21 protein-coding genes and 1 other RNA gene are annotated in these 25,442 nt (G+C 64.1%); 9 read left to right on the forward strand and 13 right to left on the reverse strand.

Features of this window, described 5'->3' with window-relative positions; genetic code table 11:
• Positions 1 to 30: 30 nt before the first annotated feature.
• The 13 genes from ATF69_RS19015 to gyrA all read right to left on the reverse strand — a co-directional run bounded on the left by ATF69_RS19015 (position 31) and on the right by gyrA (position 18,051).
• Entirely contained in the window at positions 31 to 1,752 is a 1,722-nt protein-coding gene (locus tag ATF69_RS19015; RefSeq protein ID WP_146871941.1) for a monovalent cation/H+ antiporter subunit D, read from the reverse strand.
• Between the two features lie 160 nt (positions 1,753 to 1,912).
• The gene (locus ATF69_RS19020) at positions 1,913 to 2,278 is read right to left on the reverse strand and encodes a Na+/H+ antiporter subunit C (RefSeq protein ID WP_015014440.1); all 366 of its coding nucleotides are present in this window, start codon (positions 2,276 to 2,278) and stop codon (positions 1,913 to 1,915) included.
• Entirely contained in the window at positions 2,269 to 5,214 is a 2,946-nt protein-coding gene (locus ATF69_RS19025) for a monovalent cation/H+ antiporter subunit A (RefSeq protein ID WP_146871942.1), read from the reverse strand. The genes ATF69_RS19020 and ATF69_RS19025 overlap by 10 nt, the downstream gene beginning before the upstream one ends.
• Before the next feature lie 342 nt (positions 5,215 to 5,556).
• On the reverse strand, positions 5,557 to 6,018 hold the full coding sequence (locus ATF69_RS19030) for a ComEA family DNA-binding protein (protein ID WP_146871943.1): 462 nt from the start codon (positions 6,016 to 6,018) through the stop codon (positions 5,557 to 5,559).
• A 37-nt stretch (positions 6,019 to 6,055) separates the two neighbouring features.
• Positions 6,056 to 7,213, reverse strand: coding sequence for a lipopolysaccharide assembly protein LapB (gene lapB, locus ATF69_RS19035; protein ID WP_056746358.1), 1,158 nt, complete (start codon positions 7,211 to 7,213; stop codon positions 6,056 to 6,058).
• Positions 7,203 to 7,532 (reverse strand): LapA family protein, encoded by a 330-nt coding sequence (locus ATF69_RS19040; protein ID WP_056063651.1) that lies wholly within the window; start codon positions 7,530 to 7,532, stop codon positions 7,203 to 7,205. Before ATF69_RS19040 ends, lapB begins: the two co-directional genes overlap by 11 nt.
• Positions 7,533 to 7,664: 132 nt before the next feature.
• On the reverse strand, positions 7,665 to 7,997 hold the full coding sequence (locus ATF69_RS19045) for an integration host factor subunit beta (protein ID WP_056065071.1): 333 nt from the start codon (positions 7,995 to 7,997) through the stop codon (positions 7,665 to 7,667).
• Positions 7,998 to 8,082: 85 nt separating this feature from the next.
• Positions 8,083 to 9,768, reverse strand: coding sequence for a 30S ribosomal protein S1 (gene rpsA / locus ATF69_RS19050; protein ID WP_146871944.1), 1,686 nt, complete (start codon positions 9,766 to 9,768; stop codon positions 8,083 to 8,085).
• Between the two features lie 195 nt (positions 9,769 to 9,963).
• Positions 9,964 to 12,006 carry a bifunctional 3-phosphoshikimate 1-carboxyvinyltransferase/cytidylate kinase gene (locus ATF69_RS19055; protein WP_146871945.1) on the reverse strand — a complete coding sequence of 681 codons (2,043 nt, stop codon included), beginning with the start codon at positions 12,004 to 12,006 and terminating at the stop codon, positions 9,964 to 9,966.
• Between the two features lie 128 nt (positions 12,007 to 12,134).
• On the reverse strand, positions 12,135 to 13,007 hold the full coding sequence (locus ATF69_RS19060) for a prephenate dehydrogenase (RefSeq protein ID WP_146871946.1): 873 nt from the start codon (positions 13,005 to 13,007) through the stop codon (positions 12,135 to 12,137).
• A gap of 12 nt (positions 13,008 to 13,019) precedes the next feature.
• Entirely contained in the window at positions 13,020 to 14,117 is a 1,098-nt protein-coding gene (gene pheA / locus ATF69_RS19065; RefSeq protein ID WP_056063641.1) for a prephenate dehydratase, read from the reverse strand.
• Positions 14,118 to 14,182: 65 nt separating this feature from the next.
• A complete protein-coding gene (serC, locus tag ATF69_RS19070; protein ID WP_146871947.1) occupies positions 14,183 to 15,292 on the reverse strand; it encodes a 3-phosphoserine/phosphohydroxythreonine transaminase in 1,110 nt (369 codons plus the stop codon).
• A gap of 95 nt (positions 15,293 to 15,387) precedes the next feature.
• Positions 15,388 to 18,051, reverse strand: coding sequence for a DNA gyrase subunit A (gene gyrA / locus ATF69_RS19075; protein WP_121942730.1), 2,664 nt, complete (start codon positions 18,049 to 18,051; stop codon positions 15,388 to 15,390).
• A 223-nt stretch (positions 18,052 to 18,274) separates the two neighbouring features.
• Here gyrA and ompA point away from each other — a divergent pair, with 223 nt between their 5' ends.
• The 9 genes from ompA (at position 18,275) to ATF69_RS19120 (ending at position 25,440) form a co-directional block, all read left to right on the forward strand.
• Positions 18,275 to 18,919, forward strand: a complete 645-nt coding sequence (gene ompA / locus ATF69_RS19080; RefSeq protein WP_015014428.1) for an outer membrane protein OmpA — start codon at positions 18,275 to 18,277, stop codon at positions 18,917 to 18,919.
• A 90-nt stretch (positions 18,920 to 19,009) separates the two neighbouring features.
• Positions 19,010 to 19,720 (forward strand): bifunctional 2-polyprenyl-6-hydroxyphenol methylase/3-demethylubiquinol 3-O-methyltransferase UbiG, encoded by a 711-nt coding sequence (gene ubiG, locus ATF69_RS19085; protein WP_146871948.1) that lies wholly within the window; start codon positions 19,010 to 19,012, stop codon positions 19,718 to 19,720.
• Position 19,721: 1 nt separating this feature from the next.
• Positions 19,722 to 20,396, forward strand: coding sequence for an HAD family hydrolase (locus tag ATF69_RS19090; RefSeq protein WP_146871995.1), 675 nt, complete (start codon positions 19,722 to 19,724; stop codon positions 20,394 to 20,396).
• 13 nt (positions 20,397 to 20,409) lie between these two features.
• Positions 20,410 to 20,796: a transfer-messenger RNA gene (gene ssrA / locus ATF69_RS19095) on the forward strand.
• 377 nt (positions 20,797 to 21,173) lie between these two features.
• On the forward strand, positions 21,174 to 21,641 hold the full coding sequence (locus ATF69_RS19100; protein ID WP_056746325.1) for a Spy/CpxP family protein refolding chaperone: 468 nt from the start codon (positions 21,174 to 21,176) through the stop codon (positions 21,639 to 21,641).
• A 17-nt stretch (positions 21,642 to 21,658) separates the two neighbouring features.
• Complete coding sequence (locus ATF69_RS19105; protein ID WP_056065068.1) at positions 21,659 to 21,985, forward strand: hypothetical protein; 327 nt, start codon at positions 21,659 to 21,661, stop codon at positions 21,983 to 21,985.
• Between the two features lie 17 nt (positions 21,986 to 22,002).
• Positions 22,003 to 22,689 (forward strand): response regulator transcription factor, encoded by a 687-nt coding sequence (locus ATF69_RS19110; protein ID WP_056063622.1) that lies wholly within the window; start codon positions 22,003 to 22,005, stop codon positions 22,687 to 22,689.
• Positions 22,686 to 24,068: a sensor histidine kinase gene (locus ATF69_RS19115; protein WP_116750050.1), complete on the forward strand. Its 1,383-nt coding sequence runs from the start codon at positions 22,686 to 22,688 to the stop codon at positions 24,066 to 24,068. The genes ATF69_RS19110 and ATF69_RS19115 overlap by 4 nt, the downstream gene beginning before the upstream one ends.
• Before the next feature lie 406 nt (positions 24,069 to 24,474).
• Positions 24,475 to 25,440: an ABC transporter substrate-binding protein gene (locus ATF69_RS19120; RefSeq protein ID WP_099732135.1), complete on the forward strand. Its 966-nt coding sequence runs from the start codon at positions 24,475 to 24,477 to the stop codon at positions 25,438 to 25,440.
• Positions 25,441 to 25,442 lie beyond the last annotated feature (2 nt).

Consider the following 25,442-nt stretch of genomic DNA (forward strand, 5'->3'; position numbering starts at 1 on the left):
CGTTGGACGCCGCAGGTTGAGCAGGTTGGGTCATGGCTTGTTCCCCGGTGGCGTGGTTTCAGGCATCGCCGCAGGCGAAGCCGCGACGGGCGCAGCGGTCATCACCGCACGCACGTAAGTGCCGGGCGCATGCAGGGCATCGGCCGTGGCCTGGGTGTAGCGCATCACCGCCCCAGCCTGCCATACCAGCGCCACACAGGCCAGCAGCAGCAGCGCAATGGGCAGCCCCTCCAGCACCAAAAGCTGCGGTGACGCGCGGCCCTGGGCCGACCAGAAATGGCGTATGCCCGCGCGTGTGAGTGCCAGCAGCGCCAGCAGCCCCGAGCCCACCAGCAACGCCACCAGCATCCAGCCCGCAGCGCCCAGGCGGATGCCCTGGGCCGCGCCCAGCCCCAGCGGGTTGAGCAGTGCATGGATCATGGCGAACTTGCCCACAAAACCGGGCAAGGGCGGCAGGCCCGCAATGACCAGCGTGCAGGCCATGAACGCCAGGCCCAGAAAGGCCGCTGCGGCGGGGATGACCTGGCCGATCAGCGCCTGTTCCTTGTCGTCCAGGTTCATGCCTTCGGTGGGCACCAGGTCGGCCGACAGAAAGGGTGCGTCGTCGGTCTGCTCATACGGAGCCAGGTTGGCACCGTTGTTGCGCCAGCGGTCGATCAGGTCGGTGAGCAGGAACAGCGCACTCACGGCCAGGGTAGAGCTGAGCAGGTAGTACAGCAGCCCGCCCGTGAGCAGGTTTTGCCCAAAGCCCACGGCGGCCAGCAGCGTGCCCGACGACAGCACGGCGCTGAACCCTGCCAGGTGACCCAGCCGCTGCGAGCCCAGCATGCCAATGGCACCAAAGGCCATGGTCAGCATGCCGCCGCCAATGAGCCACTGGCTGCCAAACAGCGCGGATTCACCGGCCTCGGCGCCAAACAGCAGTGTCCACAGCCGCAGCACGCTGTACACGCCCACCTTGGTCATGAGCGCGAACAGCGCACCCACGGGCGCCGTGGCCGCACTGTAGGCAGGCACCAGCCAGAAGTTGAGCGGCCACACGGCGGCCTTGATGAGGAACGCGACCGCCAGAATCGCAGCGGCCGCATGCAGCAGCCCCCGGTCTGCCACGGCCACACCCGCAATGCTTTGGGCCAGGTCGGCCATGTTGAGCGTGCCGGTGATGCCGTACAGCATCGACACCCCGATGAGGAACAGCGAAGAGGCGGCGAGGTTGATGGCGATGTAGTGCAGCCCCGCCGACACGCGCGGGCGGCCCGAGCCGTGCAGCAGCAGCCCGTAGGACGCAGCCAGCATGATCTCGAAGAACACAAACAGGTTGAACAGGTCGGCCGTGAGGAACGCACCGGCCAGCCCCATGAGCTGGAACTGGAACAGCGGGTGAAAGTGCACACCCGCCCGGTGCCAGCGCGCGGCCGAGAACAGCACCGTGGCGAGCGCCACGGTGCTGGTCAGCACCAGCATCATGGCCGACAGGCGGTCGATGACCAGCACGATGCCGAACGGCGCCGGCCAGTTGCCCGGCAGGTACACGCCCAGGCTGGTCTGCACGCTGGGCTCCTTGGCCTGCACCAGCAGCAACACAGCCACCACCAGGCCGACCAGGGTCGATGTGATGTTGAGCGTGACCTTGGTGCGCTGGCGTTCCTCGCGCAGCAGCAGCATGAGCCCGGCCGTGAGCAGGGGCAGCGCAATGGGCGTGAGGATCAGGTGCGGCATGAGCCGCTCAAGCAGCATGTGCATGAATGTCATGTCATTTGTCCAAGGCGCTGCGCATGAAACTGGCACGCCCCAGGCCGGGGCAGCCAAGCAAGGGCCGCCCCGCAGCGAGGGCTGCGTCCCCCTGCCCGCAGCGCACAGCGCTGCGAGAGCGGGGGGAAGCGGCGAAGCCGCTCAGGGGGGTGTTCTATAGTCATGGCATTTCCTGCACGTCTTTACCCTTGGTGCCGTCCACATGGTCGGTGCCCGCCATGCCACGCGATGCCAGCAACACCACGAGGAAGAGGGCGGTCATGGCAAAGCCGATGACGATGGCCGTGAGCGTGAGTGCCTGGGGCATGGGGTCGGCATAGTGGGCCAGGTCTTGCGGCACCCCGGGCTGCAGCACGGGCTCTTTGTCAATCGCGAGGCCCAGGCGGCCCATGCTGAAAATGAAGAGGTTGACCGCGTACGACAGCAGCGACAGGCCCATGATGACCTGGAAGGTGCGGGGCCGCAGCAGCAGCCACACGCCGGAACCTGTGAGCACGCCGATGGCCAGGGCCAGTATCAGTTCCATGGACCTTCTCCCGGTGTGGCGGCGGCCTGGGCTTCTTCGGCCGCGCGTGCGTTGTTGTAGCGGTGGCTGCGCACCGACTGATGGGCAATGCCGGTGAGGATGAGCATGGTGGAGCCCACCACCAGGGTGAACACGCCGATGTCGAAGAACAGCGCGCTGGCCACGTGGATCTCACCCACCACGGGCAGCGAAAAATGCGCCGTGTGGCTGGTCAAAAACGGATAGCCCCAGGCCAGTGCGCCCAGGCCCGTGGCCAGTGCGGCGAGCAGGCCCACACCGATCCAGCGGCGCGGGTACAGCGGCAGATGCGCCTCGACCCACGAGGTGCCCGAGACGATGTACTGCAGCAGCAGGGCCACCGAGAACACCAGCCCCGCCACAAAGCCGCCGCCGGGCTCGTTGTGGCCGCGCATGAAGAGGTAGACCGCTACCAGCGTGGCAAACGGCAGCATCAGCCGCACCAGCACGGCGGGCACCATGAGGTAGCCCACGGCGGTGTCGGCAGTCTGGCGTGGGTTGGCGAGGTCGGTGTCCACATCGGCGGGCAGTGCGCGCTGCTGGGGCGGCAGGTCCATCACCTCGCGCGCAGGGCGGAAGCGCCGCAGCAGCGCATACACCGTGAGCGCCACAATGCCGAGCACCACGATCTCGCCAAAGGTGTCAAAGCCCCGGAAGTCCACCAGCATGACGTTGACCACGTTGGTGCCGCCCCCTTCGGAAAGCGCACGCTCCAGGAAGAAGGTGGAGGTGCTGTCGGGGAAGGGGCGGCTCATCATCGCGAACGACAGCAGGGCCATGCCACCCCCTGCGGCCAACGTCAACGCCATGTCGCGGTAGCGGCGCAGCTGGGTGCGGCGCTCTTCGGCCAGCGTGGGCACGCGCAGGCTCTCGTCGCGCCGCGGCAGCCAGCGCAGGCCCAGCAGAATGAGGATGGTGGTCACCACCTCCACCACGATCTGTGTGAGCGCCAGGTCGGGCGCCGAGAACCACAGGAAGGTCAGGCACACGCACAGCCCGGAGCCACCCAGCAGCGTCAGTGCCGCCAGCCGGTGGTATTTGGCCTGCCAGGCTGCCGCCACGGCGCACACGGCACCCAGCAACCACAGCAGCGCAAAGGCGGGGGACAGCGGCAGCTGCATCCGGTCGCCAATGGGCAGGCCCCGCGCCCACAGGGGCAGGGTGCCCGCCACCAGCGCAGCGCACACCAGCCACAGCATCTGCCACTGCAGGCGACCAGTGCCCAGCAGGCGGCGGCCATTGCGGCCCATCAGGCTGAGCACGGCCAGCGTGGCCTCAAAGGCCCGCTGGCCGCTGATGCGGCGCATGACGGGTGGCGCATCGATGGCACCCTTTTCGCGCTGCCAGCGCAGCAGTGCGTAGAGCGCGATGCCCCCGCCCAAAGCCACCAGGCTCATCACAAAGGGGGTGTTGAACCCATGCCAGACCGCCAGGCTGTACGTGGGCAGCTCGCCCCCCACCACGGGCCGCGCGGCAGCGGACAGGTAGGCCCCCACAGACCAGGCGGGCAACGTGCCCACCACCAGGCAGGCCAGCACCAGCAGTTCGACAGGAACGCGCATCCAGTGCGGCGGCTCATGGGGCGGGCGCGGCAGGTCGGTAGCGGGTGGGCCAAAGAACACATCCACCGTGAAGCGCAGCGAGTACGCCACGCTGAACATGCCGGCCACCGTGGCGGCCACCGGCAGCAGCCATTCGAGCAATGGCGTGGTGTTCACGTACACCGTCTCGGCAAAGAACATTTCCTTGGACAGGAAGCCATTGAGCAGCGGCACGCCCGCCATGGCTGCACTGGCCACCATGGCCAGGGTGGCGGTGATCGGCATCATGGTGCGCAGGCCCGACAGGCGCCGGATGTCCCGCGTGCCGCTTTCATGGTCCACGATGCCCACGGCCATGAACAGCGAGGCCTTGAAGGTGGCGTGGTTCATGATGTGGAACACGGCCGCCACGGCGGCCAGCGGGCTGTTCAGGCCCAGCAGCAAGGTGATGAGGCCCAGGTGCGAAATGGTCGAGTACGCCAGCAGCCCCTTGAGGTCGTTCTGGAACATGGCCGCATAGCCGCCCACCAGCAAGGTGGCCAGGCCCGCGCCGCCCACCAGCCAGAACCACTGCTCGGTGCCCGCCAGCGCGGGCCACAGGCGCGCCAGCAGAAACACGCCCGCTTTGACCATGGTGGCCGAATGCAGGTAGGCCGACACAGGGGTGGGCGCGGCCATGGCGTGCGGCAGCCAGAAGTGGAACGGGAACTGCGCGCTTTTGGTGAGCGCGCCCAGCAGAATCAGTACGAGCGCGGTGGTGTACAGCGCGTGGTTCTGGATGAGCTGGCCGGCGGCGAGCACATGATCGAGGTCATAGCTGCCAACGATGTGCCCCAGCACCAGCATGCCCGCCAGCATGGCCAGGCCGCCCGTGCCGGTGACGGTGAGCGCCATGCGCGCGCCGCGCCGCGCATCCTTGCGGTGGTGCCAGTAGCCGATCAGCAGGAAGGAAAACAGGCTGGTCAGCTCCCAGAAAAACGCAATCTGGATGATGTTGCCCGACAGCACCACGCCTGCCATCGCACCCATGAAGGCCAGAAAAAACGAGAAGAAGCGCGGCACCGGGTCGGCCGCAGACATGTAGTAGCGCGCATACAGCACCACCAGGCTGCCCACGCCCAGCACCAGCATGCAGAACATCCAGGCAAAGCCGTCCATGCGGATGACGAGGTTCAGGCCCAGCGCGGGCAGCCAGGCCAGCTCTTGCCGGATCACACCGCCGTCTGCAATCTGCGGGAAGTAGAGCGCCGCCTGCACGGTGCAGAACAGTGCGATGAGTCCTGCCAGGGTGGACTCGGTATTGCGGGCGTTGGAGGGCAGAACCGCTGCCAGCAGGCTGCCGATGAAGGGGAGAAGGATGAGCGTGATCAGGGGCATGCGCGATTGATTCTAGGGCGTGTCCCCCTTCAATTCCCCCACGCGCTGGCGGTGCAATGCGGATGGATGCCCGACAAAGCAGACGCCGCATTGCACCGCCAGCCCGAAGGGAAAGCCAGCCAAGCCGCACATTGCGTCGTTGCCCTTCGCTTGTGTAGCCAAGCTACACGGCGCTCAGGGCGCCTGGCACTGCACGGTCTGGATGGCTTTCGCGTGGGGGAATTGAAGGGGGACACGCCCTGGGGGCAGCGCCTAAAAACCCTGCCCGCCCCTTGCTGTCGCGCATGCCCTGCCGCAAAAAAGCAAGCCCGCTGGAGCGGGCTTGCTGCTTGTGAAGCGTGCTTAGTTTTTGCTAGCGCCGGTTGCTGGGGCGGGTGCTGGCGTGGCCGGTGCCGCAGTCGCAGTGGCGGGTGGTGTGGCTGGCGTGGTTGCCGTTGCGGCCTCCTTGTCAGCGCTGCCACGGGCCTTGCGGTCTGCTGCCTGGGAGCTGCTGTGCTTTTTGCCGGATTTGGCTTCTGCCTTGGCGGCGGCTGCTGCACTGTACTTCTTGCCGTTGACGGTGAGGCCCTCTTTGGAGAAGTTGACGGCACTCTTGTTGCCCACGCCGCCCACACGGCCGATGAAGTCGGCCCAGTCCTTGAAGGGGGCACTCTGGCGCTCCTGGAGGATGCGGCCCGACAGGCCGGGCCCGATGCCCTTGATGCCGTCCAGTTCGGCCTCGGTGGCGGTGTTCACATCCACGGCGGCCCAGGTGGCGGTGGCGAGCAGCGTGGCAACCAGCAGGGTCAGCAGTTTCTTCAGCATGGCAAGGGTCGTACAGCGTTGGGGATGAAGGCTTGGGTCAGAGTTCTTCGACCCGGCGTGCGGGGTAGCTGTCCCAGGTCTGGCAGCCGGGGCATTGCCAGAAATGCTGGCGCGCCTCGAAGCCACAGGCCGCGCAGCGGTAGCGGGTCAGGGGCTTGACGGCATGGTCCAGGGCACGTTGAACCTGGGGGTGGAATTCTTCGTGTTCCAGCTTTTCGGTGGCCAGCCATTTGGCAGCAGCGACCAGGGAGCGCTCCTTGTCCAGGTGTTCCACATAACGCTGGCGGGCGGATGGGCGGGTGGCCTCGTCGGCGGCTTCCATGGCCACGATGCTTTCCAGCACGTCCAGCGAAGGCGCTTGCGCATAGTGCGCCTGCAAAAGGGCATGCACTTCCTGGGTGCGGCCGGTAGCGGTGGCAGCCTCGACCATCAGCGGGGCGGCCAGGGGCAGCGCTGCGGGGTTGCGCTCGCCCAGCGCCTTGAGTGTGGACAGCACGGCAGCCGGCTGACCCATCAGGCGTTGCAGGCGCGCCAGTTCAATGCGCGCGCGCGCGGCCTCGGGAGCCGCGGCCACGGCCTGGTCCAGCAGGGCCTGAGCGCCCGGCAGGTCGCCTTGCGCGCTCAGCGCCAGCGCCTGCTCGCACAGGTAGTGGGCTTGCCGGGTGCTGAAGTCGCCCTGATCGGCATCGTGCATCTTGCGGGCAATGGTGGCGGCATGGGGCCAGTCGCGCGAACGTTCGTAGATGGCCAGCAGCGCCAGGCGGGCCTGGGCCTCGAACGGGGTGCCCTCCAGGCGCTGCAGCGCATCTTCGGCGCGGTCGAGCAGCCCGGCCTTGAGGAAGTCGAGCGCCAGCGCATGCTGGGCGCGTTCGCGGTCAGTACGGCTCAGGTCTCCGCGCGAGAGCAGGTGCTCGTGCACACGCACGGCACGGTCGTATTCGCCCCGGCGGCGAAACAGGTTGCCCAGGGCGAAGTGCAGCTCGGAGGTGTCGGGGTCGTTCTGCACGGCCTCGATGAAGGCGTCGATGGCTTGGTCCTGCTGCTCGTTGAGCAGGAAGTTCAGACCCTTGAAGTACGCCTTTGGGGCGCGGCGGTTTTCGGCGCGCAGCTGGCGCAGGTCAAAACGCGACGCCAGCCAGCCTAGCACAAACGCCAGGGGCAGGCCCAGCAGTATCCAGCTCAGGTCAAATTCCATGGATCGAAGGCAGGTCAGGAGGTGGTGGGGGCGCTGCCGGGGTGGCGCTGGCGGCGGGGGCCGTTACGGGCGTTGGTGCCACCACGACTGCTGCCTGGGCGCGGCGTGCAGCGTTGCGGTGGCGCCACCAGCGCGGCACCATGCCCAAGGCCCCAACGACCAGACCTGCGGCAAATGCGGTCAGCACCACCAGCACCAGCGGCGCGCGCCATTGCGTGCCAAAGAAGAAATGCACGGTCGCATCCTGCTGGTTGTTCAGCGCGAAGGCGAAGAGCGTAAAAAAAATGGCTGCCTTGAGCAGCCACAGGAGGTATTTCATCGGTCTCCCCAGTGGTGGGGCGATTCTAAGAGCTTGGCGCAGGGGGCCTGTGTATGCCTTCTCTCAGGTCAATACAAGCCAAAACGGCAGCAGGCGCTAGTGAATCATGCGCTTGCTGCTATCAATCTGATATCAGTTGCCCAGCGTGCCCGTTGCGGGCGGTGCCTTTTCTTCCATTTCGGCCGTGCGTTTGTCGACGGCTTCGCGCAGGGCCTTGCCCGGCTTGAAATGGGGCACACGCTTTTCGGGAATGGCCACGGCCTCGCCGCTGCGTGGATTGCGGCCCATGCGGGGAGGGCGGTGGTTGACCGAGAAGCTGCCAAAGCCCCGGATCTCGATGCGGTGCCCGCGCACCAGGGCCTCGCCCACGGCGTCCAGAATGGTCTTGACGGCGTATTCGGCATCGCGGTGGGTGAGCTGGCCGAAACGGGCGGCCAGTTCTTCGACGAGGTCTGAGCGGGTCATGGAATCTTGGGACATAGGCAGTCTTGGCTGAAAAAAGAGCGGGCGCCGAGGCGCCCGCTGTCTGACCGTTTAACGGGTCAGCGCTTTACTTTTCCGAGTTGTCCAGCTTGGCGCGCAGCAGGGCGCCCAGGCTGGTCGTGCCGGCGCTTTCGCGGCTCGATTGCTGGCTCAGGTTGGCCATGGCGCCTTGTTCGTCAGCCATGTCCTTTTGCTTGATCGACAGCTGGATGTTGCGGGTCTTGCGATCCACGTTCACCACCACGGCCGTGACTTCGTCGCCTTCCTTGAGCACGTTGCGGGCATCTTCCACGCGGTCGCGGGAGATTTCCGAAGCGCGCAGGTAGCCCGCGATGTCTTCGCCGAGGTCGATTTCAGCGCCACGGGCGTCCACGGTCTTGACCTTGCCGGTCACCGTCTGGCCCTTGTCGTTCACGGTCACGAAGGTCGTGAATGGGTCGCCGTCGAGCTGCTTGATGCCCAGCGAGATGCGTTCGCGGTCCACGTCCACGGCCAGCACGATCGCTTCCACTTCCTGGCCCTTCTTGTAGTTGCGGACAGCGGCTTCGCCGGGTTCGTTCCACGACAGGTCAGACAGGTGCACCAGGCCGTCGATGCCGGCAGCCAGGCCCACGAACACGCCGAAGTCGGTGATCGACTTGATCGGACCCTTGACGCGGTCGCCGCGCTTCGTGTCCTGTGCGAATTCTTGCCATGGGTTGGCCTTGCACTGCTTCATGCCCAGGCTGATACGGCGCTTGTCTTCGTCGATTTCCAGAACCATGACTTCGACTTCGTCGCCCAGCGAAACCAGCTTGGCGGGAGCGATGTTCTTGTTGGTCCAGTCCATTTCAGACACGTGCACCAGGCCTTCGATGCCGGGTTCGAGTTCCACGAATGCGCCGTAGTCGGCAATGTTCGTGATCTTGCCGAACAGACGCGTACCTTGGGGGTAGCGGCGGTTCACGCCCATCCATGGGTCGTCGCCCATTTGCTTCAGACCCAGCGAGACACGGTTCTTTTCGGTGTCGAACTTCAGGATCTTGGCAGTGATTTCCTGGCCAGCGGTCACCACTTCGGAGGGGTGACGCACGCGGCGCCATGCCATGTCGGTGATGTGCAGCAGGCCGTCGATGCCGCCCAGGTCCACGAACGCACCGTATTCGGTGATGTTCTTGACCACGCCTTGAACGATGGAGCCTTCCTTCAGGGTTTCCATCAGCTTGGCGCGCTCTTCGCCCATGGAGGCTTCCACCACAGCGCGGCGGCTCAGCACCACGTTGTTGCGCTTGCGGTCCAGCTTGATGACCTTGAATTCCATGGTCTTGTTTTCGTACGGCGTCAGATCCTTGATCGGACGGGTATCGATCAGCGAACCGGGCAGGAATGCGCGGATGCCGTTGACCAGAACGGTCAGGCCGCCCTTGACCTTGCCGCTGGTCGTGCCAGTGACGAATTCGCCGGATTCCAGGGCCTTTTCCAGGCTCATCCAGGAAGCCAGACGCTTGGCGGTGTCGCGCGACAGGATGGTGTCGCCGTAGCCGTTTTCGATGGAGCCAATGGCCACCGACACGAAGTCACCCACTTGGACTTCGACTTCGCCCTTGTCGTTCTTGAACTCTTCCAGCGGCACGTAGGCTTCGGACTTGAGGCCAGCGTTCACAACCACGAAGTTGTGCTCAACGCGCACGACTTCAGCGGTGATGACTTCGCCTGGGCGCATTTCCGTGCGCTGCAAGGATTCTTCAAAAAGGGCGGCAAAAGATTCGGACATGTGTTTCCTTGCCACAAACAGGATTCCGGCAGCACCATTGCTACCGTTTTTATAGCTGCTTGCGGTGGTTTTTTGCGGCAGAGCCGCGGGTTAGGTTATCGATCCACACAACCTGTGCGCTGACGCGCGATGGGGGCTGCGTGGGCCTGTGGCAAGGCCTTTCGGCACTGCCTGGAGCCCGAGGGCTCCACGTTGTCAGCGCTGCGCAGAAGCTGCGAAGGGCTGGCGCTCCTGCCACCAGGCCAAAACCTTTTCGACGGCTTGTTCAATCGTCAAATCGGAGTTGTCCAGGACCAGAGCGTCTTGCGCGGGCTTCAAGGGTGCAACGCTACGGGAACTGTCCCGGGCGTCGCGCGCCTCCAAATCTGCGCGAAGGTCTTCGATACTAGCCGAAAAACCCTTAGAAATCAACTGCTTATAACGGCGTTCTGCGCGGCAGGCGGCGCTGGCAGTGAGATACACCTTCAAGGGGGCCTCGGGGAAGATCACGGTGCCCATGTCGCGGCCATCGGCCACCAGCCCCGGCAGGCGCTGGAAGCTGTGTTGCAGGTCCACCAGCGCCGTGCGCACGGCAGGCAGAGCGGACACACGGGACGCGTTCATACCGGCTTCTTCGGTGCGGATGGCCTCGGTCACGTCGTCGCTGCCCAGCCACACCTTGCCGCCCTCAAACCGCACCGGCAGAGTTTGGGCCAGGGTGGCGATACGAGCTTCGTGGTCCGCATCGATGGCGAAACCCGCCCGCAGCGCGGCGAGGGCGGTGATGCGGTACATCGCGCCGGAATCCAAAAAGCGATAGCCCAGCCGTTGCGCCACCGCCGCCGCCACCGTGCCCTTGCCCGAGGCTGTCGGGCCGTCAATACAGATCACCGGGATGTGAGAGGTTTCGACCTGGGCGACCGAGAACAGCGCCTCGAAATAGTCCGGGAACGTCTTGGCTACGCACTTGGGGTCTTCGATGCGCACCGGCAGACGCGCCGGATTGAAGGCGGCCAGCGAGAAGCACATGGCCACGCGGTGGTCGTCGTAGGTGTGGATGCTGGCGGCTTTCCAGTCAGCGGACTGGGCGGGAGGCGTCACGCGGATGTAGTCCGCACCTTCCTCCACCGTGGCGCCGAGCTTGCGCAGCTCGGTGGCCATGGCGGCGATGCGGTCGGTTTCCTTCACGCGCCAGCTGGCGATGTTGGTCAGCGTGGTCGTGCCCTCGGCATACAGGGCCATCACGGCCAGCGTCATGGCCGCATCAGGGATGTGGTTGCAGTCCAGGTCAATGGCCTTGAGGGGCCAGGCGCCGCGTTCGATCTGCAGCCAGTTGGGGCCCCCGGTGATCACCGCGCCCATGGCCCGGGCCGCTTCGACAAAGCGAATATCGCCCTGGATCGAGTCGAGGCCCACGCCTTGTATCTTGATGCCGGATTTGGTATCTTTTTGGCCAGTAGCGCTAGTCGCTATTGCTCCAAGCGCTATGAAATAGCTAGCGGATGAGGCGTCTGCCTCCACATGAATACTGCCGGGCGACTGGTAGCGGCTACCCGCCGCGATGGTGAAGCGCTGCCAGTTCTGGTGCTCGACCACGATGCCAAACCGCGCCAGCAACTGCAGCGTGATGGCGATGTAGGGTTTGGAGATCAGCTCGCCCACCACCTCGATCACGATGGCCTGCGTGCCAGCCGCCAGCGGCAGTGCCATGAGCAGGGCTGTGAGGAACTGGCTGGACACATCGCCGCGCACGCGGATGGGCGCGGCCAGCGCCAGCGCAGGCACACCCTGGCCGTGGGCGATCTTGAGCGGTGGGTAGCCGTCGTTGCCCAGGTAGTCGATCTGGCAGCCTAGCTGGCGCAGGGCATCAATCAGGTCGCCAATCGGGCGCTCGTGCATGCGCGGCACGCCCGACAGTTCGAACTCGCCGCCAAGCAGTGCCAGCGCTGCCGTGAGTGGGCGCATGGCCGTGCCCGCATTGCCCAGGAACAGCTTGGCGGGAGACTGGGGCAGGCGGCCACCCAGGCCGGTGATGCGCACCGTGCTGCCCGCTTTATCCACTGTGCACCCGATCTGGCGCAGAGCGTCCAGCATCACGCGCGTGTCGTCGGACGCCAGCAGGTCGTGCACGGTGGTGGTGCCGTTGCTCAGCGCGGCCAGCAGCAGCACCCGGTTAGAGATGCTCTTGGAGCCCGGCAGGTGGACTTCGCCTGCAGCGGCTTGCAGAGGGGGCAGATCAAGGAATGCGGTGCTGTACATCGATCGATATCTTTCAGCCGGGGCCTCAAAAACTGGCGCGTCCCAGGCGAGGGCACCCGTGGAGCTGGCTTTGCCAGGCCACCGGGTGCGTCCCCCTTGGGGGAAGGCGCCGCAGGCGGCTCAGGGGGTTACTTTCTCTTCGCGCCCATGCGCCAATGCGCACGGGTTTCGCTGGCCAGGGTCAGCATGTCTTCAAGCGCCTGGGCATTGCCTTTTTCCATGGCCTGCTCGATGTTGCGCAGGGCCTGCTGGAACAGCTTGGACTGGGCAATCAGCTCGTCCCGGTTGGACAGCAGGATGTCGCGCCACACCTTGGGGTCGCTGGCGGCAATGCGGGTGAAGTCGCGGAACCCGGGGCCTGCGAGGGACAGAAAGTCGTCACCGTGCGTCTGGCCCGTGATGCTGTTCATCATGGCAAACGCGAGCAAATGGGGCAGGTGGCTGACGGCGGCAAAGGCCGCGTCGTGCGACTCCGGCGACATGCTGGTCACGCGGCAGCCCAGCGCAGTCCAGATCTTTTCGGCGTCCTGCAGCTGGGCCGTCAGGGTGCGCTCGGTGGGGGTCAGGATCACCTGGCGCCCGCTGTAGAGGTCGGCCTCGGCGTGTTCCACGCCCGACACCTCGCGCCCCGTGATGGGGTGTGCGGGCACGAAGGAGCCCACCTGGTCCCGCAGCGAACGCTGTGCGGCCTGCACCACATCGGACTTGGTCGATCCCACGTCCATGATGAGCATCTGGGGGGTGACAAGGTGCTTGATGGCCTTGAGGGTGGCCTCGGTGGCTGCCACGGGGACTGCCACCAGCACAATGTCTGCGCCCGCCACGGCCAGTAGCGCGGAAGGCGCCTCGACGTCGATCACGCCCAGCTGGCGGGCGCGGTCGGTGGTGGAGGGCGACTTGCTGTAGCCCACCACGCGTTTGACCAACCCGGCCTTCTTCATGGCCAGGGAGAATGAGCCTCCCATGAGCCCACAGCCGATCAGTCCCAATTGTTCAAACATGGCGGCTGCTCCTCAGGATGACACGGGATAGGTGCCCAGGACCTTGTAGAACGCACACAGGCTGCGCAGTTCTTCCAGCGCCCGTGCCACGTGGGGCTGGGCGGGGTGGCCGTCGAGATCGATGTAGAAGTAGTACTCCCACTGGCCCGTGCGGGCAGGGCGCGACTCAAAGCGCGTCATGGACACGCCGTGCGTCTTGAGTGGCACCAGCAGGTCGTGCACGGCGCCGGGGCGGTTGGGCACCGACACCACGAGGCTGGTGCAATCCTTGCCCGAAGGAGGCGGCGTCTGCAGCGTGTGGGGCAGGCAGATGATGGCGAAGCGGGTACGGTTGTAGGCGTCGTCCTGGATGGCGTGGGAGACGATGTGCAAGCCAAACTGGGTGGCCGCACGCTCGCTGGAGAGTGCTGCCCAGGCCGGGTTGGTGGTGGCCAGTCGCGCGCCTTCGGCATTGCTGGACACCGGGCGGCGCTCGGCATGCGGCAGGTGCTTGGACAACCACGCCTGGCACTGTGCGAGTGCTTGCGGATGGGCCAGCACCACTTCGATGCCATCGAGCGAGTTGCTGGTGCGCAGCAGGTTGTGGCGCACCAGCAGGCTGACCTCGCCCACCACATGCGTAGGGGTGTGCAGGAACAGGTCCAGAGAGCGGGTGACCACGCCCTCGGTGGAGTTCTCTACGCCCACCACGCCATATTGGGCACTGCCCGCCGCCGTGGCGTGGAACACCTCGTCGAAGTTGGCGCAGTACATCAGGTCGGCGGCACCGCCGAAGAATTCAATCGCGGCCTGCTCGCAGAACGTGCCCTCGGGGCCCAGCACGGCCACACGCTGGGGTGATTCGAGGGCCAGGCAGGCAGACATGATCTCGCGCCAGATCGCCGCCACGTGCGCACCCTTGAGCGGGCCCGGGTTGGCGTTGGTGATCTTGTCGATGACCTGCGCCACACGGTCGGGGCGGAAGAAGGGCGTGCCCTCACGTTTCTTGACTTCACCCACCTGTTCAGCCACCAGCGCCCTCTGGTTCAGCAGCGTGAGCAGTTGCTGGTCGATGCTGTCGATCTGCACGCGCAGGCTGGCGAGGTCGGGTGAGGCTTGCGGATTGTTCATGGACGGTGGGGTAGCGGTGCGTGCTCTGGGAGCCGTTTTCTGTTGCTGTCGTGTGGGGTGCGCGCTCAGGCGTGCTTTTGCTCAAATTCTCGCATGTAGTCCACCAGCGCCTGCACGCCCGCCAATGGCATGGCGTTGTAGATGCTGGCGCGCATGCCTCCCACGGACTTGTGGCCTTTGAGCTGCAGCAGCCCGCGCTCCTTGGCACCGGCCAGGAAGGCGTCGTTACGGCTTTCGTCACGCAGGAAGAACGGGACGTTCATGCGCGAGCGGCAGTTGGCCGCCACCTTGTTGACGTACAGCTGCGATTGGTCGATGGCGTTGTACAGCAGCGTGGCCTTGGCAATGTTGCGCTGCTCCATGGCGGCCACGCCAGTCAGGCTGCCTTCGGTCTGGCGCTTGAGCCACTGGAAGGTCAGCCCGGCGACGTAGATGCCCCAGGTGGGCGGCGTGTTGTACATGGACTGGTTGTCGGCCACGATTTTGTAGTCGAAGGCGCTGGGGCAGGCGGGCAGGGCATGGCCCAGCAGGTCGTCGCGCACGATCACCAGCGTGAGGCCTGCGGGCCCCAGGTTCTTTTGCGCTCCGCCAAAGGCAAGACCCACGCGGCTCCAGTCCACGGGCCGCGAGGCCACGTGCGAGGAGAAATCGATCACCAGCGGCGCATCGCTGCCCAGCGCCTTGAGGTCGGGCAGCTGGTGGAACTCGGTACCGTGGATGGTTTCGTTGCTGCACAGGTGCAGGTAGCTCGCGCCCCGACTCACCGTCCACGAAGCTGGGTCCGGCACGGTGGTATAGCCCGTCTCTTCGCCCGTGGCGACGATGTTGACTTCGGACGCATATTTGCGTGCTTCCTTTTGCGACTTCTGGCTCCAGCTGCCGGTCACCACAAAATCGACCACGCCGGCACGCGACAGGTTGAGCGGAACGATGGCGTTTTCGGCCAAGCCACCACCTTGCATGAAGAGGATCTTGAAATGCGACGGCACGGCCAGCAGTTCGCGCAGGTCGGCTTCCGCCTTTTCGTAGATGGACAGAAACTCCTTGCCGCGGTGGCTCATTTCCATCACGCCCATGCCGCTGCCGTGCCAGTCCAGCATCTCGGCAGCGGCTTGTTGCAGGACTTCGGAGGGGATGGCGGCGGGGCCTGCGGAGAAGTTGTAAGGGCGTGTCATGTTAGGGGCTAAAAATGCATCAGGCGCTTATTCAATAAGCGCCTGATGCTTCGCTTTTGATAGCGTTGGCGGAGCGTCTTCACGCCCTGCAGTGGTCAGGCGTCGGGGGCTTCAGGTGCGGAGGAAGTGCCACTGTCCGGGCTTGCATCCCCATCAGCTTCTGCATCCGTCACATTGGCGTCGTTCTCAACGATGCGCTGCAAGCCACTGAGCTTGGAGCCTTCGTCCAGTGCGATCAACGTCACGCCCTGCGTGGCACGACCCAGTTCGCGGATCTCGCTCACGCGGGTGCGTACCAGCACGCCCTTGTCGGTGATCAGCATGATCTCGTCATCCGCGTGCACCAGCGTGGCGGCAACGACCTTGCCGTTGCGCTCGCTCTGCTGGATGGCGATCATGCCCTTGGTGCCACGGCCATGGCGGGTGTATTCAGTGATGCTGGTGCGCTTGCCATAGCCGTTTTCTGTAGCAGTCAACACACTCTGCGTTTCGTCTTCGGCGACCAGCATGGCGATCACGCTCTGACCGTCTTCCAGCATCATGCCGCGCACGCCACGCGCCGCACGGCCCAGTGGGCGCACATCGTTTTCGTCGAAGCGCACGGCCTTGCCACCGTCGCTGAACAACATCACGTCATGCTTGCCATCGGTGAGGGCGGCACCGATCAGGTAGTCGCCGTCATCCAGGTTCACGGCAATGATGCCGCCCTTGCGCGGGTTGCTGAACTCGTCCAGTGCCGTCTTCTTCACGGTGCCCATGCTGGTGGCCATGAACACGTAGCGGTCCGCAGGGAAGCTGCGCATGTCGCCGGTGAGCGGCAGTACCACGTTGATCTTTTCGCCGTCCTGCAGCGGGAACATGTTGACGATGGGGCGTCCACGCGAGCCGCGCGAGCCTGCCGGCACTTCCCACACCTTGAGCCAATAGAGGCGGCCACGGTTGGAGAAGCACAGGATGTAGTCGTGTGTGTTGGCGATGAAGAGCTGGTCGATCCAGTCGTCTTCCTTTGTCGCGGTCGCCTGCTTTCCGCGTCCGCCACGCTTTTGGGCACGGTATTCGGACAGGGGCTGGCTCTTGATGTAGCCGGTGTGGGACAGCGTCACCACCATGTCGGTGGGTGTGATCAGGTCTTCGGTGGAGAGATCCTGTGCGCTGTATTCAACGATGGAGCGACGTGCGCCCAGCTTGTGCTGGCCGAACTCCTGCTTGATGGAGGTGAGTTCGTCGCCGATGATGACCGACACGCGCTCAGGCTTGGCCAGGATGTCCAGCAGATCCTCGATGACCGCCATGACTTCCTTGTACTCGGCGACGATCTTGTCCTGCTCCAGGCCCGTGAGGCGTTGCAGGCGCATCTGCAGGATTTCCTGGGCCTGCGTTTCCGACAACCGGTACAGGCCGTCCTGGCCCATGCCGAATTCCTTTTCCAGGCCGTCGGGGCGATAGTCGTCGGCGTTGATCACACCACCGTCAGCACGCGTGCGTGTGAGCATTTCGCGCACCAGCTTGCTGTCCCAGGGGCGGGCCATCAGCTCGGCCTTGGCCACAGGCGGCGTGGGCGCGTTGCGAATGATGGCGATGAAGTCGTCGATGTTGGCCAAGGCCACGGCCAAGCCTTCCAGCACATGGCCACGGTCGCGTGCCTTGCGCAGCTCGAACACCGTGCGGCGAGTCACCACTTCGCGGCGGTGCTGCAGAAAGACGCTGATCAGATCCTTCAGGTTGCACAGGCGGGGCTGGCCGTCAATCAGCGCCACCATGTTCATGCCGAACGTGTCCTGCAGCTGCGTCTGCTTGTACAGGTTGTTGAGCACCACCTCGGGCACTTCACCGCGCTTGAGTTCGATCACCAGGCGCATGCCGGATTTGTCCGACTCGTCCTGGATGTGGCTGATGCCTTCGATCTTCTTTTCGTGCACCAGCTCGGCCATACGCTCCTGCAGCGTCTTCTTGTTGACCTGGTAGGGCAGCTCGTCCACGATGATCGCCTGGCGCTGGCCGCGGTCGATGTCCTCAAAGTGGCACTTGGCACGCATCACCACCTTGCCGCGTCCGGTGCGGTAGCCATCCTTCACGCCGTTGATGCCGTAGATGATGCCGGCGGTGGGGAAGTCTGGGGCCGGGATGATTTCCATCAACTCATCGATGGTCGTCTCGGGATTGCGCAGCATGTGCAGACACGCATCGACCACTTCGTTGAGGTTATGTGGCGGAATGTTGGTGGCCATACCCACCGCAATACCTGCCGATCCATTCACCAGCAAGTTGGGCAGCTTGCTGGGCAATACCAGCGGTTCTTTCTCGCTGCCGTCGTAGTTGGGGCCGAAATCGACAGTTTCCTTGTCAATATCTCCCAGCATTTCATGGGCGATTTTGGCCAGGCGGATTTCGGTGTATCGCATGGCCGCAGCGTTGTCGCCGTCCACGGATCCGAAATTACCTTGTCCATCCACCAGCATGTGGCGCAACGAGAAGTCCTGCGCCATCCGCACAATGGTGTCGTACACCGCAGAGTCCCCGTGCGGGTGGTATTTACCGATCACGTCGCCCACGATACGAGCCGACTTTTTATAAGGCCGGTTCCAGTCGTTATTGAGCTCGTGCATGGCGAAAAGAACGCGACGGTGTACAGGCTTCAAGCCGTCACGCGCGTCGGGCAGTGCACGACCCACAATCACGCTCATCGCGTAATCGAGGTAACTGCGCCGCATCTCTTCTTCGAGGCTGATCGGCAGGGTTTCTTTGGCAAACTGGGTCATTGGGACGGCGGGGGCGGCAAAGGAGAGTCATTTTAGGCGTAAGACCGTGTAGCGACGGCGCAACATATCGAAGCAATTCAGGTTTTGTCCTACGGGCCCCGACCAGCGCGCGCAGCTTTTGCCCTGTTACGTATGGCACAATCGTTTGAACGCTTAGGGTGGTGGTCACCCCAGGCGTCCTGATTCGCAGCGCGGCTGCGGCTTTTTCCCCAAGAGGAGAACCATGAAGAAACTGAACAAAGTGGCGATGTTGTTTGCCTCTGCAGCGCTCGCAACCGCCGCTGGCGCACAAACCGTTGACAACTGGCGCGATGCTTCTGGCCAACTGGTCTGGAAGAACGGTACCAACGAATACTGCTGGCGCGATGCCAACTGGACGCCTGCTACGGCAGCTCCTGGCTGCGACGGCGCAATCGCTGCTCCCGCTCCTGCCGCTGCACCAGCTCCTGCTGCTGCTCCAGCACCCGCTGCCGCCCCTGCACCCGCTCCCGCACCAGCTCCTGCAGTCGCCACCAAGGTGACCTACGCTGCTGACGCCTTCTTCGACTTCGACAAGTCGGTGCTCAAGCCAGAAGGCAAGGCCAAGCTGGACGACCTAGTTTCCAAGGTCAAGGGCATCAATCTGGAAGTGATCATTGCTGTGGGTCACACTGACTCCGTCGGCTCTGATGCTTACAACCAAAAGCTGTCGGTGCGTCGTTCTGAAGCCGTGAAGGCTTACTTGGTGTCCAAGGGCATCGAAAAGAACCGCGTGTACACCGAAGGCAAGGGCGAAAAGCAACCCGTGGCTGACAACAAGACCGCCGAAGGCCGTGCGAAGAACCGTCGCGTGGAAATCGAAGTGGTTGGCACCCGCGCCGCTCAGTAATCTTCGGATTGCTTCACAAAAAAGCCCCGCTTGCGGGGCTTTTTTGCGTCTGGGGCTTTTCGCGCTCTCCCTTCATGGACAATCAGCGACATGATCGAAACCGTCAATGCAGATCCGGCCGAACTGGCCAAGTTTTCCGAATTGGCCCACCGATGGTGGGACCCTGACAGTGAATTTCGTCCCTTGCACCAGATCAACCCGCTGCGGCTTGACTGGATTCATGGGCTGAGCGCCTTGACCGGCAAGCGTGTGCTAGATGTGGGCTGTGGCGGGGGCATTCTGGCCGACTCCATGGCGCGCAAGGGGGCAGATGTGCTGGGTATTGACCTGGCAACCAAGGCGTTGCGCGTGGCGCAGTTGCATGCTCTGGAGGCTGGAACCCAAAACGTGCAGTACCGTGAGATCAGCGCTGAAGCGATGGCCTTGGAGCAACCTGCTGGTTTTGATGTGGTGACCTGCATGGAAATGCTGGAGCATGTTCCGGATCCCGCCTCGGTGGTCCGCGCGTGCGCCACCTTGGTCAAACCCGGGGGCTGGGTCTTCTTCTCCACCATCAATCGCAACGCCAAGGCGTTTATGCTGGCCATTGTGGGCGCGGAATACGTGCTTAACATGCTGCCGCGCGGCACCCACGAATACGCCAAGATGATCCGCCCCAGCGAGCTTGCAGGGCATTGCCGCAGTGCGGGCTTGGATGTTCTGCACACCAAGGGCCTGGAATACAACCCCCTCACGCGTCGCTATTGGCTCAGCGCCAACACCAGCGTCAACTACCTGTTTGCCGCGCGTCGCCTGGACTGATATGGCTACCGTTTTTCATGGCATTCGCGCAGTCCTTTTTGATTTGGATGGGACTCTGATCGACAGCGCACCAGACTTGGGGGCGGCCGCAGACAAAATGCGCACCGACCGAGGTCTGCCTTCGCTGCCCCCGGCCCGATATCGCCCGATGGCGGGAGCAGGCGCCCGCGGCATGCTGGCAGAAGCCTTTGGCATGGGGCCAGATCACCCAGACTTTGCCGTCATGCGCGAAGAGTTTTTCGTGAACTATGAAACTCGCATGACCGAGCAGACCACCATTTTTGAAGGTGTGCCTGAATTGGTTCGCCAGATTCTCGAACGTAACATGACGTGGGGTGTGGTCACCAACAAGGCTGCCCGCTTTACCGAACCCCTGACCCAGGCCATTCCGCTGTTTGCCACCGCTTCGGCAGTGGTCAGTGGCGACACCACGCCACACGCCAAGCCCCATCCAGCGCCCCTGCTGGAAGCGGCTGCGCGGTTGTGTGTGCCGCCGGAGCAGTGCATTTATGTGGGTGATGACGAGCGTGACATCGTGGCAGGTCTGGCGGCAGGCATGGGTACAGTGGCCGCCATCTACGGCTATTTGGGCGCCAGGACCGACCCTGCAGAGTGGGGCGCGCACGCCGCAATTAAATCTCCCAGCGAGCTCTTGCAATTGCTCGCGAACGCCTAAAATAAGAAGCCTAGGGGCTGTCCTGGTTTCGACGTGGGTTCGGGATCAGTGTGGTGCATGTCGAGCTTGAGTCACGCTCGTAAATCTCGATTTAACAAACTAACTGCAAACGACGAACGTTTCGCACTCGCTGCTTAATTGCCAGTGAGCCTTGCAACAGTTGGCCGATGGGCTGGGCAAGGGGGTTCTGAGCAATCAGTGCCTCCCGGCTGCAAGGATAATTACATGGGCTGGCTTCCATCCGGGTACCTTGGGTGGAGGCGAGAAAATAGGGTGCTGGCGGCCCATGTAGCGTGCGACTGCGCGACATGGGTAGCGAGATCCAAATCAGACCGCTAAACATGTAGATCTGCCTGACGAAGGCTTGCGGACGCGGGTTCAATTCCCGCCAGCTCCACCAAACATAAACCCCCAACCGGTAACGGTTGGGGGTTTTTCTTTTCCCACTGATTTTGTACTGCTGCGCAAGGATAGTTGCTTCCGTTCGCCCTTACCGAACGATTCGATGCACCTTCTGGCTCTGAGGCGTGACGTCTTTGAACCATGTCCCTCAACGGCAATCCGCAGTGGCTGTGTATCCCCGGCTTCGCGTTGTAAACCCCTGAAAAAATCGGCTAACACGCTGCCGTTCGCGCAGTCAACCACCTGTCAACGTGCTTCGCCAACACCGCCCAAGAAACAAAATGAAATAAACCGAAACTGGCTCGAGACCACGTTCCAAGCCGCTGCGCGCACCATCAGGGTCATGTTCCATACCGTCTTTGAAAGGACAGCATCATGAAACCCTGGATCAAGAAAACGCTGATGGGCATTTTTGGTGCGTCCATCGCGGTGGGTGGGCTGACGGCCTGCTCCAGCGGGCACCACCAGCGCGGCCCGATGACTGCGGAAAAGATGGCGGAAGTGCGCGGCAAGATGGTGGACCGGGTGAGCAGCAAGCTGGATCTGAACGAGGTACAAAAGACCAAGCTCAATGCCTTGGCCGATCAACTGGAAGCCCAGCGCGCAGCGTTCGTCGGCAAGACGGCAGACCCCCGAGCCGAGGTGCAGGCCATTGTGGCGGGCGACAAGTTTGATCGGGTGCGGGCGCAGTCCCTGCTCGAAGACAAGACGCGTGCGGTGCAGGCCCACAGTCCCGCGGTGGTCAATGCGATGGCCGACTTCTATGACAGCCTGAACCCTGACCAGCAGCAAAAAGTGCGCGAGCTGATGCAGCGTCGCAAGGGCTGGATGGCCCGCGGGTGATGGGCGGGGAGCATTGCATGTCACCCACGCTGGAACCTATCCACCGCCTCGCCCAGGGCGTTCGTGTGCACGGGCCCGCGCTGCTGTCGGGCATGCCGGAGCCTCACGATGAGCTGATGTCGCTGGTCTGGGGGCCGCGCTTTGACCGCGAGCATGCGATGGGCCTGGTCGCTCGCCAGCCCTCGGTGGCGGCCCACACGCTGCCTGCCCTGCTGGCGGCTGCCGACCATTTTGATGCGCTCCATGCCGGTGCGCAGGGCCGTTTGCGGCGACTCATCGTGCGACACCGCGCATTGTGTGCGGCTGGCGCTTCTGTCGATACCGCCCTTGGGGAGCGCGCCTGACGGTGTGAGAATTGCTCATGCACCGCATATTGTTGATTGACGACGACGCGCAGTTGGGCGCTCCCCTGGCCACTTACTTCCAGCGTTTTGAACTGGAACTCGTTCATGCACTTCGGCCCAGCGACGGCTTGGCACAGCTGACGGCCGGCGGGTTTGACGCTGCCATCCTCGACGTGATGCTGCCCGAGATGGACGGGTTTGAGCTGTGCCGCACCATCCGCAAGCAGGGTGACCTGCCCATCGTGATGCTGACCGCGCGCGGCGAGGTGATGGACCGGGTGGTGGGGCTGGAGCTGGGGGCTGACGACTATCTGCCCAAGCCCTTTGAGCCACGTGAACTGGTGGCGCGCCTGCAGACGGTGTTGCGCCGGCGCAGGGCGCCGGGGCAAGGCGTTGCCGTGGGCGCGCTGGAGTTCGAGGGCCTGTCCATCGACGCAGCGCGCCGCAGTGTGCAGCGCCATGGTGTGGTTGTGGAGCTGACCGGCACGGAGTTCGACCTGTTGCACCTGCTGGCGCGCGAGCCCGGCAAGGTCTTCAGCCGCGACGACATCCTGAACCAGCTGCGTGGTCATGAGGCCGAGCTGTACACCCGCGCGGTGGACATCGTAGTGAGCCGGTTGCGCAAGAAGCTGGAGCCGCTGGACTGCATCAAGACATTGCGCAACGTGGGCTACTCCCTGGCTTTGCGCCGCGCTGCCCCATGAAGCAGATTTGTTCTCCCATTCACGACCCGAACTGCCCCTGGCACCGCCGGGCGCGCCACGCGGTAGGGCATTCGCTGCGCATTCGGCTGGTGCTGGTGTTCATGGCACTGGCCGTGACTGTGGCGGTCACGTTCATGGGCGGGGTGCAAAAGGCCGTGTCCGTAGGCTGGCGCGAGGCTGCGCGGCCGCTGCTGATGGATTATGTGGACCGCCTTGCCGCCGAGATTGGCAGCCCACCGAGCATTGAGCGCGCGCAGGCGATTGCCAATCGCCTGCCACTGACCTTGCGCATCGACGGGCCGCAGATCCACTGGGCATCGCACCCCGATCAGCAGAACCCCGACTGGGTGAGCGACAAGGTCCGCCAGGAAGACCGCTGGACCGGGGACGAGAACGGGCACAGCCTGCTACGCCGCACGACGGCAGATGGGCACCATATCGAGTTCGGCCTCAATGCGCTGTCCTGGGACAAGCGCCCGCGCATTGCGTGGGGCACGCTGACCGTGCTGCTGCTGCTCACGGCGCTGGCCTATGTATATGTGCGGCATCTGTTGCGTCCGCTGGACGACATCCGCCAGGGCGCGCAGCGCTTTGGCAACGGCAACTTTGCCCAGCCCATACCGGTGCGGCATGCCCACCGGCCGGACGAGCTGGGCCAGCTGGCCGAGACCATCAACACCATGGGGGATGACATCCACCAGATGCTGGAGGCCAAGCGTGCACTGTTGTTGGCGATGAGCCATGAGCTGCGCAGCCCGCTCACGCGGGCCCGCCTGAACACGGAGCTGCTGCCCGAAACGACCGATGTGCAACCGCAGCGCCTGGCGCTCATGCGCGACCTGGGTGAAATGGCGGGCCTCATCACCGACCTGCTGGAAAGCGAGCGCCTGGCGGGCCGCCATGCGGCGCTGCACCGCGAGCCCACCGATGTCACCGAACTGGCGCGCGAAGTGGTGGCCGACCTGTGCTCCCGCCATGCCGGGGCCGCTGATATTGCCTTGCACGTGGCGCCGGACTTGCCCTCGGTGCGGCTGGACCGGTCCCGCCTGCGGCTTTTGCTGCGCAACCTGCTGGACAACAGCCTGCGCCACAGTGAGTCGGGTGCATTTCCCCCTGAGCTGCATTTGCGGCTGGCGGATGAGGGGAGGGTGCTGGAATTGGAGGTGCGTGATCATGGGCGCGGTGTGCCCCCCGAGCACCTGCCACACCTGGCCCAGGCGTTCTACCGCCCGGACACCGCACGCCAGCGTGCCACCGGTGGCGTCGGTCTGGGTTTGTACCTGTGCCGGCTGGTGGCGCAGGCGCACGACGGGCAATTGCACATGCGCAATGCAGAGCCCGGCCTGTCGGTCACCGTGCGTTTGCCGGTGGTGGAATAGGTCGCGAGCCGGCGGCATAGACAGGTTGGCCTCTGCGCTGGCAGGTGGCGTCGCACCGATGCGGCCAGGCCAGCGCACAGGCCTGGTGCAATGGGGAAGTGGACCTGCCAGCGGCCATGTCCGGCTTCTCAACGAAAATTGATGGCTTTTTTGCGCTGTAGCGCAGGTGTTTATTGACCTGATAGCTATCAAATCAGGAGTTTTTTCTGGTGCCCTGGACCACCAGCGAAGACGCCATCCTCCCTGGCCCCGTTCTTGCTGAAGATCGACACCCCCTCGCATGAGTCGGATTTTTCAGTGTTTACCCTGTATATACAGGTATGCTGAAACTGTCATCATGGCTTCCGGTACGCAGGTGCGTTCCGGTGGGCAGGGCCAAGGTACTTTCTTCAAACAGGAGCAGATGATGACTCGATCGGTTGTGAAATGGACGTCGCTGGCAGCGGCAGCAGCATGCATGATGGCCCTGGCCGCACCGGCCCAGGCGCAGGACACCAAGATTGTGCTGGGCATGTCCGGCTGGACAGGTTTCGCACCGCTCACGCTGGCCGACAAGGCTGGCATCTTCAAGAAGAACGGCCTGGATGTGGAGATCAAGATGATTCCGCAGAAGGACCGCCACCTGGCCCTGGCCTCCAAGTCCATCCAGTGCGCCGCCACCACGGTCGAGACGCACGTCGCCTGGAACGCCAACGGCGTGCCGATCGTGCAGATCTTCCAGATGGACAAGTCCTACGGCGCCGACGGCATTGCGGTGCGCGGCGACATCAAGGGCTTTGCTGACCTCAAGGGCAAGACCATCGGCGTGGATGCGCCCGGCACCGCTCCGTACTTCGGCCTGGCCTGGATGCTGAGCAAGAACGGCATGAGCCTCAAGGACGTGAAGACCACCACGCTGTCGCCCCAGGCGGCCGCGCAGGCCTTCGTGGCCGGGCAAAACGATGCCGCCATGACGTACGAGCCCTACCTGTCCACCGTGCGCGACAACCCTGCGGCCGGCAAAATTTTGGCCACCACGCTCGACTACCCCATGGTGATGGACACCGTGGGCTGCGACCCCGCCTGGCTCAAGGCCAACGGCAAGGCCGCACAGGCATTGGCCAACTCCTACTTCCAGGCGCTGGACATGATCAAGGCCGACCCGACCAAGTCCAACGAGATCATGGGCGCTGCGGTCAAGCAGACGGGCGAGCAGTTTGCCAAGTCGTCGTCCTTCCTGCGCTGGCAGGACAAGGCCGCCAACCAGAAGTTCTTTGCGGGCGAGCTGACCACGTTCATGAAGGACGCCACGGCCATCCTGCTGGAGGCCGGCATCATCCGCAAGGCGCCTGAAGACCTGGCCGTCACCTTCGACGCGAGCTTCATCAAGTAAAT

Source organism: Acidovorax delafieldii (assembly GCF_007993815.1).
In the GTDB taxonomy this organism is placed as follows: Bacteria; Pseudomonadota; Gammaproteobacteria; order Burkholderiales; family Burkholderiaceae_C; genus Acidovorax; species Acidovorax delafieldii.

Coding starts and splice junctions, on each gene's coding strand:
- ATF69_RS19015 (WP_146871941.1), bottom strand. CDS start 1,752: ATGACATTCATGCACATGCTGCTTGAGCGGCTCATGCCGCACCTGATC.
- ATF69_RS19020 (WP_015014440.1), bottom strand. CDS start 2,278: ATGGAACTGATACTGGCCCTGGCCATCGGCGTGCTCACAGGTTCCGGC.
- ATF69_RS19025 (WP_146871942.1), bottom strand. CDS start 5,214: ATGCCCCTGATCACGCTCATCCTTCTCCCCTTCATCGGCAGCCTGCTG.
- ATF69_RS19030 (WP_146871943.1), bottom strand. CDS start 6,018: ATGCTGAAGAAACTGCTGACCCTGCTGGTTGCCACGCTGCTCGCCACC.
- lapB (WP_056746358.1), bottom strand. CDS start 7,213: ATGGAATTTGACCTGAGCTGGATACTGCTGGGCCTGCCCCTGGCGTTT.
- ATF69_RS19040 (WP_056063651.1), bottom strand. CDS start 7,532: ATGAAATACCTCCTGTGGCTGCTCAAGGCAGCCATTTTTTTTACGCTC.
- ATF69_RS19045 (WP_056065071.1), bottom strand. CDS start 7,997: ATGACCCGCTCAGACCTCGTCGAAGAACTGGCCGCCCGTTTCGGCCAG.
- rpsA (WP_146871944.1), bottom strand. CDS start 9,768: ATGTCCGAATCTTTTGCCGCCCTTTTTGAAGAATCCTTGCAGCGCACG.
- ATF69_RS19055 (WP_146871945.1), bottom strand. CDS start 12,006: ATGTACAGCACCGCATTCCTTGATCTGCCCCCTCTGCAAGCCGCTGCA.
- ATF69_RS19060 (WP_146871946.1), bottom strand. CDS start 13,007: ATGTTTGAACAATTGGGACTGATCGGCTGTGGGCTCATGGGAGGCTCA.
- pheA (WP_056063641.1), bottom strand. CDS start 14,117: ATGAACAATCCGCAAGCCTCACCCGACCTCGCCAGCCTGCGCGTGCAG.
- serC (WP_146871947.1), bottom strand. CDS start 15,292: ATGACACGCCCTTACAACTTCTCCGCAGGCCCCGCCGCCATCCCCTCC.
- gyrA (WP_121942730.1), bottom strand. CDS start 18,051: ATGACCCAGTTTGCCAAAGAAACCCTGCCGATCAGCCTCGAAGAAGAG.
- ompA (WP_015014428.1), top strand. CDS start 18,275: ATGAAGAAACTGAACAAAGTGGCGATGTTGTTTGCCTCTGCAGCGCTC.
- ubiG (WP_146871948.1), top strand. CDS start 19,010: ATGATCGAAACCGTCAATGCAGATCCGGCCGAACTGGCCAAGTTTTCC.
- ATF69_RS19090 (WP_146871995.1), top strand. CDS start 19,722: ATGGCTACCGTTTTTCATGGCATTCGCGCAGTCCTTTTTGATTTGGAT.
- ATF69_RS19100 (WP_056746325.1), top strand. CDS start 21,174: ATGAAACCCTGGATCAAGAAAACGCTGATGGGCATTTTTGGTGCGTCC.
- ATF69_RS19105 (WP_056065068.1), top strand. CDS start 21,659: ATGTCACCCACGCTGGAACCTATCCACCGCCTCGCCCAGGGCGTTCGT.
- ATF69_RS19110 (WP_056063622.1), top strand. CDS start 22,003: ATGCACCGCATATTGTTGATTGACGACGACGCGCAGTTGGGCGCTCCC.
- ATF69_RS19115 (WP_116750050.1), top strand. CDS start 22,686: ATGAAGCAGATTTGTTCTCCCATTCACGACCCGAACTGCCCCTGGCAC.
- ATF69_RS19120 (WP_099732135.1), top strand. CDS start 24,475: ATGACTCGATCGGTTGTGAAATGGACGTCGCTGGCAGCGGCAGCAGCA.